Annotated in this window: 9 protein-coding genes; 5 read left to right on the top strand and 4 right to left on the bottom strand. The window is 74.1% G+C overall.

What is annotated here, in order from left to right:
• Nucleotides 1–133 precede the first annotated feature (133 nt).
• The gene (locus O4U47_RS24550; RefSeq protein ID WP_270680329.1) at nt 134–1,213 is read right to left on the bottom strand and encodes a LacI family DNA-binding transcriptional regulator; all 1,080 of its coding nucleotides are present in this window, start codon (nt 1,211–1,213) and stop codon (nt 134–136) included.
• Between the two features lie 193 nt (nt 1,214–1,406).
• On the opposite strand from O4U47_RS24550, the gene O4U47_RS24545 reads away from it, so the two are divergent.
• From O4U47_RS24545 to O4U47_RS24525, 5 genes are read left to right on the top strand one after another with little or no spacing between them, the layout of a single operon-like run.
• On the top strand, nt 1,407–2,708 hold the full coding sequence (locus O4U47_RS24545) for an extracellular solute-binding protein (protein WP_270680328.1): 1,302 nt from the start codon (nt 1,407–1,409) through the stop codon (nt 2,706–2,708).
• A 20-nt stretch (nt 2,709–2,728) separates the two neighbouring features.
• Nucleotides 2,729–3,574 (top strand): carbohydrate ABC transporter permease, encoded by an 846-nt coding sequence (locus tag O4U47_RS24540; RefSeq protein ID WP_270680327.1) that lies wholly within the window; start codon nt 2,729–2,731, stop codon nt 3,572–3,574.
• On the top strand, nt 3,574–4,398 hold the full coding sequence (locus O4U47_RS24535; protein ID WP_270680326.1) for a carbohydrate ABC transporter permease: 825 nt from the start codon (nt 3,574–3,576) through the stop codon (nt 4,396–4,398). Before O4U47_RS24540 ends, O4U47_RS24535 begins: the two co-directional genes overlap by 1 nt.
• Before the next feature lie 35 nt (nt 4,399–4,433).
• Entirely contained in the window at nt 4,434–6,770 is a 2,337-nt protein-coding gene (locus O4U47_RS24530; RefSeq protein WP_333563671.1) for a glycoside hydrolase family 3 N-terminal domain-containing protein, read from the top strand.
• A gap of 31 nt (nt 6,771–6,801) precedes the next feature.
• The gene (locus O4U47_RS24525) at nt 6,802–7,710 is read left to right on the top strand and encodes an aldose 1-epimerase family protein (RefSeq protein ID WP_270680325.1); all 909 of its coding nucleotides are present in this window, start codon (nt 6,802–6,804) and stop codon (nt 7,708–7,710) included.
• 58 nt (nt 7,711–7,768) lie between these two features.
• Here the strand turns inward: O4U47_RS24525 and O4U47_RS24520 are convergent, their stop codons facing one another.
• From O4U47_RS24520 to O4U47_RS24510, 3 genes are all read right to left on the bottom strand, one after another.
• The gene (locus O4U47_RS24520; protein WP_270680324.1) at nt 7,769–9,517 is read right to left on the bottom strand and encodes a glycoside hydrolase family 6 protein; all 1,749 of its coding nucleotides are present in this window, start codon (nt 9,515–9,517) and stop codon (nt 7,769–7,771) included.
• A gap of 123 nt (nt 9,518–9,640) precedes the next feature.
• Entirely contained in the window at nt 9,641–11,185 is a 1,545-nt protein-coding gene (locus O4U47_RS24515) for a cellulase family glycosylhydrolase (RefSeq protein ID WP_270680323.1), read from the bottom strand.
• A gap of 28 nt (nt 11,186–11,213) precedes the next feature.
• A complete protein-coding gene (locus O4U47_RS24510) occupies nt 11,214–14,117 on the bottom strand; it encodes a glycoside hydrolase family 48 protein (RefSeq protein ID WP_270680322.1) in 2,904 nt (967 codons plus the stop codon).
• Nucleotides 14,118–14,479 lie beyond the last annotated feature (362 nt).

The following is a 14,479-nucleotide window of genomic DNA, read 5'->3' as shown; positions in this document are numbered from 1 at the left end:
CGCCCGGCGGCCCGAAAGACCCGAACACGCTGTTCGCATACCGCTCTGACCTGGATGAACGCTGAACACACCGACAGGCGCCCGACCCACATCTCCGCAGGTCGCACGCCATCGGCGCGGAGTTATCGACTCGTTACCGCGACGGGGGCCCACCCGGGGGCGGCGCCGTCGACCCCCGCACCACCAGGCGGGTCGCCAGCTGCACGTGGTGGGAGTCCGGGCTCTGCCCCCGGGCCAGCTGCAGCACCGTGCGCATCGCCACCCGCCCCATGTCGTGCAGCGGCTGGCGCACCGAGGTCAGCGGCGGGTCGGTCCACATCGCGCCGTGGGTGTCGTCGAAGCCCACCACGCTCAGGTCGTCGGGCACCGACAGGCCCCGCACGCGGGCCTCCTGCAGGACGCCGACGGCGACCGTGTCGCTGGCCGCGAAGACCGCCGTGGGCGGGTCGGCGGCGTCCAGGAACCGGGCGGCCATCCTCCGCCCCGCCTCCACGGTGAACGCGGGCGGGTCCTCCGGCGCCGCCAGCACCGGCCCGGGGGCGGCCCCCGCCGACTCCAGGGCCTCCCGGAACCCGTGCAGCCGCTCGCGCGCGGGCACCGACCCGGCGGGGCCGCCGGCGTGCGCGATCCTCCGGTGGCCCAGGGCGAGCAGGTGCTCGGTGGCCTGCACGCCCCCGGCCCAGTTGGTGGCGCCCACGCTCACCACGTCCTCGTCCAGGGGGTTGATCGGGTCGACCACGACCAGCCCCAGGCCCAGACGGCGGCAGGCGGCGACCTCCCCGGGCGCCAGCCGCGAGGTGACCACCACCAGCCCGGACCGGCGCCGGGCCGCCAGCCGCTCGATCAGGTCCACCCCCAGCGGTGCGGGCCCGGCCGCCTCCGCGGAGGCCAGCGCACTGGTCACCACCTCGGCGTCCAGGTCCCGCCCGGCGGAGAGCAGGCCGTCCAGCACCTGCAGCGCGTACAGGCTGACCATGCTGTCGAAGACGACGTGCACCGCGGGGGCCGGGTCGGGGTCGCGCGGCCCCGTGCTCGGCGCGTAGTCCAGGTCCCGGACGGCCTCGCGCACCCGCGCCCGGGTCCGCTCACCCACCCCCGGGCGCCCGTTGAGCACCTTGGACACCGTCGCCTTGGACACCCCGGCCGCGGCCGCCACCGCCTCCAGGGTCGGACGTCCACCGTCCACCGCCCGCCTCCCGTCCACCGGCTCCATGTGCGGCCACCCTATACCGAAAAAATTTCGTTGATTCGCGTCGAAATCGAGACCACTTCAGGGCGTTGACACGGACATACCCCGTTCTTACTGTGATGCCACTCACGAAAACCGTCGGAAATTGAACGAAAATATTTCGCACTCACTGCCGCGGTCCGCACCCCCTCGGGCCCGGCGGAAGGGACGGACCCCCATGGCACCGAGCAGTGCGGGACGCACCCTGACGGCCGCAGCCGCCGTCCTCACCCTGTCCGCGGCCGCCGGCTGCGGCGGCTTCGGCGGAGGCGGCTCCGACCCCGGCGACGGCGGCGCCACCGCCTGGGCCCTGACCGGCGGATCGGAGGAGGCGTTCCGGACCTCCTTCGCGTCCTGGAACGAGGCCAACCCGGACCGCGAGATCTCCGTCGAGTGGTTCGCCAACGACGCCTACAAGGAGAAGATCCGCACCGCCGTCGGCTCCGGCAACGCCCCGACCCTGGTGTTCAACTGGTCCGGCGGCACCCTGGCCGACTACGCGCAAAGCGGCCAGGTCCAGGACCTGTCCGGGCAGGTCGACGGCGTCACCGACAAACTCCTGCCCTCGGTGGCCGCCAACGCCGAGGTCGGCGGCGAGGTCTACGCCGTGCCCAACAACCAGGCGCAGCCGGTCGTCCTCTACTACACCGAGGAGGTCCTGGCCGACGCCGGGGTCGAGCCGCCGGAGACCTTCGCGGACATGCTGGAGGCCGTCGACGCCCTGAAGGACGAGGACGTCGTGCCCATCGCCCTGGCCGGGCAGAGCGTGTGGCCCGAGCTGATGTGGATCCAGTACCTCACCGACCGCGTCGGCGGGCCCGAGGCCTTCCAGCGCATCCTCGACGGCGAGGAGGGCGCCTGGTCCGACCCGGCCGTCATCGAGGCCGCCACCGCCATCTCCGACCTGGTCGAGGCGGGCGCCTTCGGCGACGGCTTCGCCTCGGTGGACGCCGACTCCGGCGCCGACACCGCCCTGCTGCACACCGGCAAGGCCGGGATGCTGCTGCAGGGCAGCTGGGTCTACCCGAACATGGTCTCCGACGCGCCCGAGTTCGTGGAGGACGGCCTGGGCTACACCACGTTCCCAGAGGTCGAGGACGGCTCCGGCGACCCGTCGAACATCGTCGGCAACCCCGCCAACTTCTGGTCGGTCTCCTCCGACGCCTCCGAGGAGGACCGGCAGACCGCGGTCGACTACATCAACGACCAGGTCTACAGCGAGGAGAACGTGCAGTCCCTGCTGGACCTGGGCGCCGTGCCGCCGGTCACCGGCCTGGAGGAGGAGATCGCCGAACAGGACGACCCGGCCCACCTGGAGTTCACCTACGGCATGGTGCGCGACGCCGGGCACTTCCAGCTCTCCTGGGACCAGGCGCTCCCGCCCGACCAGGCCCAGGAGCTGCTGTCCAACCTCGACCTGCTCTTCCTCGGCGAGCTGACGCCCGAGGAGTTCGGCGCGGCCATGGACAGCACGCTGTGAGGGGCGGTCCCTCGCCTTGGATGGCCGCCCCGGCGCTGGTGCTCTTCGGAGTCTTCGCGCTGGTCCCGCTCGCCGGGGTGGTCGTCCTCTCCTTCATGTCCTGGGACGGGCTGGGCGCCCCGCAGTGGGCCGGGGCGGACAACTGGGTGAACGCCGCGGCGGACCCGGTGACCCGGAACGCGGTCTGGCTGACGGTCAAGCTGACCGTGTTCGGCTACCTCTTCCAGGCGCCCGTCAGCCTGCTGCTGGGGGTGTACACCGCCTCCCGCACCCGCCACCGCGAGGTGCTGGCGGTGCTGTACTTCCTCCCCCTGCTGTTCAGCTCGGCCGCGGTCGCCCTGACCTTCAAGGGCCTGCTCGACCCGAACTTCGGCTTCGGCGCCGCACTGGACCTGCCGCTGCTGGCCCGCGACTGGCTGGGCGACCCCGACCTGGCCCTGGGCGTGGTCGTGTTCGTCGTCGGCTGGTGCTTCATCCCGTTCCACGCCCTGCTCTACCAGGGCGGGGTCCGGCAGATCCCCGCCTCCCTCTACGAGGCGGCGCGGATCGACGGCGCGGGGCCGGCCTCCCAGTTCCTGCACATCACCCTCCCCCAGCTCAAGTACACGATCGTGACCTCCTCCACGCTGATGCTCGTCGGCTCCCTGACCTACTTCGACCTGGTGTTCGTGCTGACCGCGGGCGGGCCCGGCGGCGCCACCCGCATCCTCCCGCTGGACATGTACCTGACCGGGTTCCGCTCCTACGACATGGGCCAGGCGAGCGCGGTCGGCGTGGTGCTGGTCGCCGTCGGCCTGGCCCTGGCGCTCGGACTCAACCGGCTCTCCGGCGCCCACCGCATGGAGAGCCGGCAGGAGGGCGCGTGATGGCGGAACGGACCCGGCCCAACGTCCTGGGCGCCCTGGGCGGCTGGCTCTGGCTGGCCGTCACGGTGCTGCCCGTCTACTACATCGTCGTGACCAGCCTGCGCACGCAGGCCGACTACTACGAGGCCAACCCGCTGGTCCCGCCCTCCGACCCGACCCTGGCCGCCTACGGGCGCGTCCTGGACGCCGGGTTCCTCGGCTACTTCGCCAACAGCGTGGTGGTCACGGCCGGCGCGGTGGCCGCGACCCTGGCCGTGTCGCTGATGGCCGCCTACGTGGTGGTGCGCGGCCGCACCCGGTTCGCCCGCCGGGTGTTCCAGACGGCGCTGCTGGGCATCGCCATCCCCATCCAGGCCACCATCATCCCCGTCTACTACCTCATCGTGCAGCTGGGCCTCTACGACACCCTGGCCGCGCTCGTCCTGCCCTCGGCCGCCTTCGCCGTCCCGCTGACCGTGCTCATCCTGGTCAACTTCCTGCGCGACGTGCCCGAGGACCTGTTCGCCTCGATGCGGGTGGACGGCGCCGGGGAGTGGCGGATCCTCTGGAGCCTGGCCCTGCCGCTGACCCGCCCCGCCCTCATCACGGTGGGCGTCTACGACGCGCTCCAGGTGTGGAACGGCTTCCTGTTCCCGCTGGTCCTCACCCAGAGCGAGAGCACCCGGGTGCTGCCGATGACGCTGTGGGCGTTCGAGGGCGCCTTCGGGGTCGACGTGCCCGGCCTGCTGGCCGCCGTCGTGCTGTCCGTCCTGCCCGTGGCCGCCGTGTACGCCGTCGCCCGCCGCCAGCTCGTCGCCGGGCTCACGGCCGGGTTCGGCCGCTGACCCCCGTCCTTTCCCCGCCCCGAACAAGGAGAAGCATGCCCGAGCACACCCCGCCCACCGCCGAGGAGCGGGTCGAGGCCCTGGTCGCCTCCATGACCGTGCAGGAGAAGCTGGCCCAGCTCTCCTCCTACTGGCCGCGCCCGGAGGAGCGGGAGGGGCCGGAAGGGGGCGGGGACGGCGGCGTCGCCCCCATGGAGCACGCCTTCCAGCAGGGGCACCTCGGCTACGAGGAGGCCTCCGAGCACGGCCTGGGGCACCTGACCCGCGTCTTCGGCAGCGCACCGGTCTCCGTGCGCGAGGGCCGCGCCCGCCTGGCCGCCCTGCAGAAGCGGCTCACCGACGGCACGCGCACGGGCCTGCCCGCGATCGCCCACGAGGAGTGCCTGACCGGGGTGACCGCCTACGGCGCCACCGTCTACCCCACCCCCCTGGCCTGGGCCGCCGCCTTCTCCCCGGACCTGGTCCGCCGGATGGCCGGGGCGATCGCCCGCGACATGCGCGCGCTGGGCGTCCACCAGGGCCTGGCCCCCCTCATGGACGTGGCCCGCGACCCGCGCTGGGGCCGCGTGGAGGAGACCATGGGCGAGGACCCCTACCTGGTGGGCACCGTCGGCACCGCCTACGTCCGCGGCCTGGAGGAGAACGGCGTCGTCGCCACCCTCAAGCACTTCGCCGGGTACTCGGCCTCCCGCGCGGGCCGCAACCACGCCCCCGTCCCGGTCGGGCCGCGCGAGTTCGCCGACGTCATCCTCCCCCCGTTCGAGACGGCCGTGCGCGAGGGAGGCGCCCGCTCGGTGATGAACTCCTACAGCGACATCGACGGGCTGCCCGCCGCCGCCGACGAGGAGCTGCTCACCGGCGTGCTGCGGGACCGGTGGGGCTTCACCGGGACGGTCGTCTCCGACTACTGGTCGATCCCCTTCCTCGACATCACCCACCGCGTCGCCGCCGACCGGGCCGCCTCCGGCGCCCTGGCCCTGCGCGCCGGGATCGACGTCGAGCTGCCCGAGGGCGACGCCTACCCCCGGCTGGCCGAGGCGGTCGCCGCGGGGGAGCTCCCCGAGCGCCTGGTCGACCGCGCCCTGCGCCGGGTGCTGCGGCAGAAGGCCGAACTGGGGCTGCTGGACGCCGACGCGCCGCCGGTCCCCGAGGCCGACGGCGGCGGGCCCGACGCGGACCTGGACTCGGCCGCCAACCGCGCCCTGGCCCGGGAGGCCGCCGAGGCCTCGGTGGTCCTGCTGGAGAACCGGGGCGCGCTGCCGCTGGGCCCCGCCGCCGAGGGCCGGATCGCCGTCGTCGGCCCGTGCTCGGCCGAGCCCCGCACCTTCCTGGGCTGCTACTCCTTCCCCAACCACGTGCTGTCCCGGTACGCCGACCGCGGCACCGGCGTGCGCGTGGACCCCCTGGCCGACGCGGTGCGCGCCGAGTTCCCCGGCGCCGCGGTGGAGCAGGCCCACGGCGTCCCCGTCCGCGAGGAGGACCGCTCCGGCATCCCGGAGGCCGTGGAGGCCGCCGCCCGCGCCGACGTCTGCGTCGTCGCCGTGGGCGACCTGGCCGGGCTGTTCGGCACCGGCACCTCCGGCGAGGGCTGCGACGCGGCCGACCTGGAGCTGCCCGGCGTCCAGGGCGAGCTGGTGGAGGCGGTCCTGGGCACGGGCACACCGGTGGTGCTGGTCTGCGTGTCCGGCCGCCCCTACGCCCTGGGCGCCTACGCCGACCGGTGCGCCGCGCTGGTCCAGGCGTTCCTGCCCGGCGAGGAGGGCGGGGCGGCCGTCGCCGGTGTGCTGTCCGGGCGCGTCGCCCCCGGCGGGCGGCTGCCCATCGGCATCCCCCGCCACCCCGGCGGCCAGCCCGCCCCCTACCTGGTGCCGCCGCTGGGGCGGGCCAGCGAGGGCATCTCCAACCTCGACCCCTCGCCGCTCTACCCGTTCGGGCACGGCCTGTCCTACACGTCCTTCGCCTACACCGGACTGGAGCTGAGCACCGAGGAGATCCCCGCCGACGGCGAACTGGAGGCGGCGGTGACGGTCCGCAACACCGGCGGGCGCGACGGCGACGAGGTGGTGCAGCTCTACCTGTCCGATGAGACGGCGCAGGTCACCCGGCCCGAACGGGAGCTGGTCGGCTACCTGCGGGTGGCGGTCCCCGCGGGCGCGTCCCGCCGGGTCCGGTTCCGGCTGCACGCCGACCGCACCTCCTTCACCGGCCGCGACGGCCGCCGGATCGTCGAACCGGGCGCGTTCACCCTGGCGGCCGGGGGCTCCAGCGAGGACCTGCCGCTGCGCGCCCGCTTCACCGTCACCGGAGGGGTGCGGCGCCTGGACGGCGCCCGCGTGCTGACCACCCCGGCCGAGGCCGACCCGCCCCGGTGAGCGCCGGTCCGCCCGGGGTACGCTCCCCGCCATGCCCCTCGACATCCCGCACCACCGGCTGACCGCAGGCCCGTACGAGGCCGTCGTATCCGAGCTCGGCGCCGCCCTGCGCGGCGTCCGGTACGGCGGCCGCGACCTGCTGTTCGACCGGTCGCAGACCGTCCCCTTCCCCCGCTACGCGGGGGCCGTCCTCGCGCCCTGGCCCAACCGGATCGCCGGTGCCCGCTACCGCTTCGGCGGGCACGACCACGTCCTGCCGGTCGACGAGCCGGAGCGCGGCACCGCCCTGCACGGCCTGGCGCTGTGGAACCGCTGGCGGGTGGAGGAGCGCGGGGAGGACGCCCTCACCCTCGCCGAGACCCTCTGGCCGCGCCCCGGCTACCCCTTCACCCTGGAGCTGCGCGCCCGCTACGCCCTCGGGCCGGACGGGCTCTCGCTCACCCTGACCGCCGCCAACGCCGGGCACGGACCGGCCCCGGCCGGGCTGTCCGCGCACCCCTACTTCACCGCCGGGGGCGGCACCTGCGACGACTGGACCCTGCACCTGCCCTGCCCGGAGGTGCTCACCGTCGACGAGCGGCTGATCCCCACCGGCCGCAAGCCCGCCGCCGACCTGGGCCTCGACTTCACCACGCCGCGCCCCATCGGGGACGCCGCGATCGACCACGCCTTCACCGGCGCCGCCGCGGCCCCCTCCCCGGCCGCCGTCCTGACCGGGCCCGACGGGCGCGGGGTGCGGGTGGGCTGGTCGGCCGGGTGCGGATGGGTGCAGGTGTACACGCTGGCCCTGCCTGATGGTCCCGACCACCGGAGGGCCGTCGCCATCGAGCCGATGACCTGCGCGCCGGACGCGTTCAACAGCGGCGACGGCCTGTCCGTGCTGGAGCCGGGAGAGCGGCTCTCCATGGAGCTGACCGTCGCCGCCGTCGGCGGGGAGTGAGACCGCACCGCGCCCCCGCCGGAGGGGGGAAGAGCTGGCGGGGGCGCGGCGGTTCCGGTCAGCCCACCGACGGGTGGGCGTTGGCCAGCAGCTCCTGGAACTGGGCGGAGAACCAGTGGCCGGCCAGCGGGGCGTCCGGCAGGGCGCCGGACGGGTTGTTCCCGTTGCGCGGGTTCCCCTCATAAGTGGGGTCGCACATCCGGTCGAAGCCCTTGCCCTCGTCGTTGGGGATCTCCTCGCTGGAGCCGTCCGACTCGCCGGGCGGCTTCACCCAGACGTAGGCGTCGATCCCCGGCTCGGGCTCGGCGGCGGGCCGGTGGCCCAGCCCCGCGCCGGACTGGTTGCACCAGTTCCCGACGTGGATCCTGCGGTCGACGCGGCTGTCCTCGACGAAGGTGTTCAGGTCGGTCGAGGAGCTGGGGCCCGAGGGCCGCTCCGGGCCGCCCCACCCGCTGCGGGAGGTGTCGATCAGCATCCCGGTGTCGGCGCTGAACCCGGCGGAGACCGCCTCCTCGCGCAGCCCCTGGGCGAAGGTCAGCTCGTCGACGTACTGGTTCCAGTCGATCCAGTCCGACTGGCGGATCTGCTGCCCGCCGACCGTGTCGCCCACGTCGAAGTGCGGTTCGGTCAGCGCCGAGTAGTTGGCGGTGTTGGTGACGAACCCGTGCACGTCGTCCGGCGAGGCGCCGTGGGAGTTCGCGGTCTCGTAGAACAGGTCCATCGCCGGTCCGAGGTTGGTGTCCCAGCCGATCCAACCGTGGTGCCCGGCGTCGACGTAGTTGTAGACGTTGGGGATGTCGCCCAGCGTGTCGAGGGCGTAGGCCACGCCCTCCACATAGTTGCCGTTCTCGAGCATGGTGTTGCACGCCTCGGTCGCGCCCTCTGCGCTGCCCACGTTGGTGACCAGGTTCGGCAGCGAGTCGGGCTCGATGGTGGCGACGATGCGCAGGTCGGCGTACTTCTCGTCGGAGAGGATCTCGGCGATCGGGTCGATGTACTCCTGCTTGTACCGGCCGATCTCCTCGGGGCCCAGCTCACCGTTGGAGGCCAGTGCGGCGCAGTCCCGGCCGGGCAGGTTGTAGATGACGGTCTGGATCACCATCGGCCGGTCCCCGGAGCTCTGCTCCAGGGCCTCGTCGAGGTGGTCGCGCAGGCCCATGTCGCCGGTGGTGGGGCTGTCGTTGCCCTCGATGGCGCCGATGCGGTCCATCCAGAAGGCGGTGGACTCGTCGGCCACGGCATCGCCGCCGGGTTCGGAGGCGGCGTTCTCGGACCACACGGGGTTGACGTAGGTGTCGGCGCCCGCGAAGGGGTTGTCGACGCGCTCCCCCGGCTCGGGGTCCGGATCCGGGTCGGGGTCCGGGCCGGGGTCGGCGGTGCCGTCGCACTCCACACCGTTCAGCGTGAAGGTCCCGGGCACCGCGTTGTCGCCGCTGTAGTTCCCGTTGAACCCGAACTGCGCCGTGGCGTCGGTGCCCAGGGTCGCGTTGTGCCCCGCCCCCGTCACCTCCACGTGCGCCCCGTCCTGGGAGAAGTCGCCGTTCCAGCCGTTGGTGACCTGCTGGTCGCCCGCGAAGTCCCACTCCAGCGTCCAGGCGTCGAGTGGGTCGCCCAGGTTGGTCACCGCCACCTCGGCGGTGAACCCGGAGCCCCAGTCGTTGGCCACCGTGTAGTCCACCGTGCAGCCCGCGGCGGCCTGCGCCGGGGAGCCGACGGCGAACGCGGCCGCGCCCAGGGCGAGCGCCGAGGCGCCGGCCGCGGCCCGTCCCGGCCACCGCCGGTGGCGGCGGTGGGTCTGTGCTCTCATCGATCCTCCTCTGGGGGTGGCCCGCCGCGCGGTGTCGGTGCGGCGGGCCGGGGGGTGGGGGTGCTGGGACCGGCGCCCGGCGGGCCGGGCGCCGCCCCTTCCGGACCGGGGCGGGCGCCGCCGTCAGGCGGTGGCGCAGGCGGTGTCCCCGATCCGGAAGTCATCGGGTGCGGGTGCGGAGGGCCCCGTGGCCTGGACGCCGACGGCCGACGAGGCACCGGGTTCCAGTGCGCGCGCCCAGTCGGGGGCGGACGCGGTGACGGTGCCCCCGTCCTGGGAGACCCGGGCGCCCCACCCGTTGGCGACCCGCACGCCCTCCGGGGCCGTCCAGGTCAGCGTCCAGTCCTCCAGGGCCGTGGAGCCGTCGTTGGTCAGCACGGCCTCCGCGGTGAAGCCGGCGTCCCAGGCGTCGGTGACCCGGTAGTCGACGGTGCACGCGGCGCCGTCCGGCGGACCGCCGCCGTCCCCGCCTCCGCCCCCGCCGCCGGGCGGCAGCAGGTAGGGCTCCAGGTAGGCGTACTTGTCCTGGTCGACGGTGGTCCAGTCGTCCTGGAGGATGCCGCCGGTGTCCCCGGAATTGGGGTTCCAGGACCAGTAGGTGAAGTCGACCCCGGTCGGCCCTTCGCCGAGGTAGGACATGAGCTCGCCCAGCCAGACCCCGTCGCGCGGGTCCTGCAGGGTGGTGCCGAACTCGCCGAGCAGCAGCGGGGCGGCCCCGTCGTGCTCGATGTGCCCGAAGAAGGCGTCCCACAGCCCGGGCATGTTGTCCGGGAACGCGGGGTCGTCGAACCAGTCCTGGTCGGCGACCGAGGTGGCGTACTCGTGCGCGGAGTAGACGAGCTTGTCCGGGTCGCTCAGGCGCACCGGGTGCTCCGGGACGCCGGAGAGGTTGCCGCCCCACCAGCCGCACTCGGGCGCCGGGGTGCCGGGGACGCAGTCCACGCCCTCGACGATGACCAGCCAGTCCGGGTTGGCCTCCAGGACGGCCTCGCCCGCGCGCTCGGCGGCCAGGCGCCAGTCCCGCTCGGGGTCTCCGCACCCCCAGCACGCCCCCTGCCCGTCCGCGGTGGAGTGCGGTTCGTTGTGCAGGTCGGCGCCGATGACGGTGGGGTCGCCCGCGTACCGCTCGGCGAGCATCGTCCAATCGTCGATCCACTCGCTCTCCGGCCGGTCGGGCGTGTACCAGAGCGGCGACTGGGAGTCCGCCGCGGGGCGGTGCCGGTCGAGCACGACCCGCATGCCGTGCGCGTCCGCCTCCTCCACGACGCGGTCGATGATCTCCAGTCCGGACAGGCCCTCCAGGCCGGGGTTGAGTTCGAAATCGATGCCGGAGGGCTCGGCGCCCGGGTCGAGCGCCTCGTTGGAGTAGGGCAGGCGGATGGTGTTGAAGCCCAGCCCGGCCATCTGGGCGACCATGTCCTCCAGGTTCCGGGCCCAGAGCCCGTGCGGGGCGTAGGTCTCGGTCTCCGAGCCGAACCAGTTGACACCGGTCATCCGGACCGGTTCACCGGAGGCGTCCACGAGCTGGGCGCCTTCCGCGCTCCAGGGGCCTTCACCGGTGCCCGCCGGAGCCGCCGGGGCGGGGTCCGCCCCGGCGGAGGGGGCCGCCGCCACCGGGGCCGCGGCGAGGACGGCGGCGAGGGCGAGTGCCGTGAGTCGGCGTCGCACGGGGTCTCCTCCTTTCCGTCGGCCGCCGTCAGCCGAACAGCTCGTCGTGGACGGCGAACGCCGTGGCGATCTCGGTCTGGGACCAGAACCGGTGGTAGGTGAAGGAGGGAGCGGGCCCGTCCGGGTCCTCCAGGTAGGCCTCGACCTTCGGCCACTGCGGGTCGTCCCGGTAGAAGGACCGGATCGAGGTGAAGGTGGCCCCGGGCCCCACCGGGTCGCCGTTGGCCATCTCGCCCGACCAGCCCTGCGGGATGTACACCTCGTCGTCGAAGCGCGCGTAGTCGGCCCGGGTCTCCTCGACGGCGATGCCGAGGTCGTCCCGGTGCTCCAGCAGGGCGTCGAGCAGCCCTTCGGCGGCGGTGCGCGCGGCGGAGTCGCCCGACCCGGCGGCGTAGTGCATCAGCGTCTTGGCCAGCCCGGCGGCCACGCCGACGTCCTGCCCGTGCGAGGCGACCTCCACGTGCAGGTCCGGGTTCCCGGTCGGCGAACCGGTCCAGTCGTCGGGGCGGCCGGACCACTCCAGGTCGGACGGGACCGCGAACTCCCCGCCGGTCCCGATCTCGGTGTTCTCCAGCGCCCAGGGGACCCAGGCGTCGAGGATCTCCCCGGCGCGCTCGTCGCCGGTGGTGCTGTAGAGCTGGGCGATCCGCTCCATGTTCCACACCTGGAAGCCGAACCAGTTGTTCGACGGCGGGTCGTGCCACACCGGCTGCCAGTCGTAGTACATGCCGTAGAACCGGGCCGCGTCCTCGGGCGGGTCGGCGTACCGCCCGGCCCAGCTGTTGGTGGCGCCCCCGGCGATGCCGCCCTCGGCCGACTGGAGCCACTGCACGAACTCCAGCTGGCGGTCCATGCTGGTGGCCCAGTCCTCCGCGGCCGTCGGCGACGCGGGGGTGAGCGCCTCGGTCTCCGACAGGGCGTAGGCGGCCATGGGGTTCTGGTAGCCCTGGTGGGCCGAGCTGCCGCCGATCCGCCACGCCCACGGGTACTGGGCGCTCTCCATGGCGCCGCCCCAGGAGTAGTACCAGGACATCAGGTAGTGGGCGCTGTTCTTGCCCTGCCCGCCGGGGCACTCGTGCTCCCCGGCGCAGTCGCCGATCCGCTTGAAGTACTTGTCGTACATGGCGTAGCGCAGGTAGTCGCCCATGCGGGCGGCGTCGTCGACCACCCCGGCCACGGCGCCGGCGTTGCCCTGCTCCTCGGCCCACGTCTGCGCCAGGTGCGCCACCTGGACCGCGCGGGCGTCGGCGTCGGGGGCGTTGGTGTAGCGCCACTGCTGCGAGTACTGCTGGTCGTCGGTGAACAGGTCGAGGAACCCGTTCTCGCCGCCGTGCGCATAGGTCTCGCACGAGGGGTGCGGGACGGTCTCCCACACCGACTCCTGCGACCCGCGCTGGAAGGTGTTGATGTAGCCGGGCGCGTCGTCGGACCCGTCGCCGCAGAACCCGTACCCGTAGGTGTTGTCCACGTCGAGCAGCCAGTGCATGCCGTAGACCTCGTCCGTGCCGTAGGTGCCGCTCAGCTCCTCGGCCAGCGGGTCCTCGCCGGTGGGCACGCTCTGGTCCAGCGCGGACGGGTACCCCTGGGGCTCGTCCTGCTCGGGGATGTAGGTCGCCGGGGAGGACGGGTCGTAGGCGGCGTTGGTGGGCTGGTCCTCAGTGCCCGGGACGATGTGCTCCTCCAGCGACGCCCACGCGTCGGTGAAGGGCTCCCAGTCGCCGGTCGCCCTGCCGTAGGCGGCCTCCAGCCACAGGTAGTAGCTGAACGCCTCGGAGGTGGTGGCGTGCCCGTGGTCCGGCGCCTCCACGATGAGGGTCTCCACCGAGTGGTAGGGCACCAGCAGCCCGTCGAACGCGCGGAAGTACCCGCTGTCGGGGTCCTTGATCTTGTCGTACTGCTCCAGGAACGCCGCGTCGTAGTCGGAGGCCGACCCCTCGATCTCGGTGACCTCGACCTCGGCGGAGCCGTACCCCTCGGCCGACGCGGTGAGCACGGCCGAGGCCGGGTCGCCGCCGTTGTCCGCGGAGGCGACCGTCACCTCCTGCGGCTCGTCCCAGTCGTCGGGCCCGAAGGAGAGGGAGGCGCCGCCGGCGACGGTGATGTCCTCGCTGCCCCCGGTGCGGGCCACCTCCACCTGGACGCCGTCCTCGGGGGCGGTGGACAGTTCGAGTTCGAAGGAGGCGGTCCCGCCCTGGCGGACGCTGACCGAGGAGGGCCGCGCGGTGACCTCCGGCTCGGCCAGCACCTGCACCGCGACCGGGGCCGAGGTGGTCGCCGCCCCCTGGTCGTCGACCGCGGTGGCGGTCAGCGAGTACCGGCCCGGCTCGGCGCCGGACCAGTCCGCCGTGTAGGGGGCCGTGTCGTCGGCGCCGATCTCGGTGCCGTCGGCCTGGAAGACGACGCGCTCGACCTCCCCGTCGGCGTCGGAGGCCTCGGCGGCCAGGGCGATCGGGTCGTCGGCGAGCAGCGCGGCGCCGTCCTCGGGGGCGGTCAGCGCGACCTCGGGCGGGGTGTTGTCGCCCTCGCCGTCGCACGGGGTGCCGTTGAGGGTGAACCCGGTGGGCGCGCCGTTGGCGCCGGTGAGGGAGGCCTGGAACCCGAACGAGGCGGCCTCGCCGGGGTCCAGGTCGGGGTTCCAACCCGGGTGGGAGACGGTGACCTCGTCCCCCTCCTGGGAGAAGGCGCCGTTCCAGCCGTTGGTGATCTGCTGGCCGTCGGGGAAGGTCCAGCCGAGCGACCAGCCGGAGACGGGCTCGTCGCCGTTGACCACGGTGACGGCGGCGGTGAAGCCGCCGCCCCACTCGTCGGCGACCTCGTAGTCGACCGAGCAGGAGGCGGCGGCGTGGACGGGGGCGGCGGGGGCGAGCACCGCGGCGAGCGCGGCGGTCAGCGCGCCCGCGAGCAGGCGCAGGGGTCGGTGCCGGGGGCTCATGGGGGATACCTCCAGGGGATGCTCCTCTCCCGGCGCGGGGTGCGGCAGGGGGGCGCGGGCGCGCGGGGGAGCGGGAGGGGCGGAGGGCGGGCGTCGGGTCAGGGACGGCGGCACTGCCGGGGGGGGGGAGCTCCCAAGCGGCGGCGCCACCGCTTGGGAGCGCTCCCACACCCCGAACGGTAGGCATCCGGTGCGCCCGCTGGGAACCCCCCGTCCCGGCACCGGAGGAAAGCGCATACCCCGCTTCCCGGGCCGCCCGTCCGCCTCTGGCGAGTTCAGCGGGCGCACCGGTCTTCTGGGCCCCACCCCCCGGCCGGGTAGCGGGTGGTCGGGGCGCGGGAAAGGAGGCAGCGACGGCCAGA

The organism is Nocardiopsis suaedae (genome assembly GCF_027706745.1).
GTDB lineage: Bacteria > Actinomycetota > Actinomycetes > Streptosporangiales > Streptosporangiaceae > Nocardiopsis_A > Nocardiopsis_A suaedae.
Note: the sequence above shows the minus strand (reverse complement) of the source record. Positions and strands in the feature narration are given on the sequence as shown.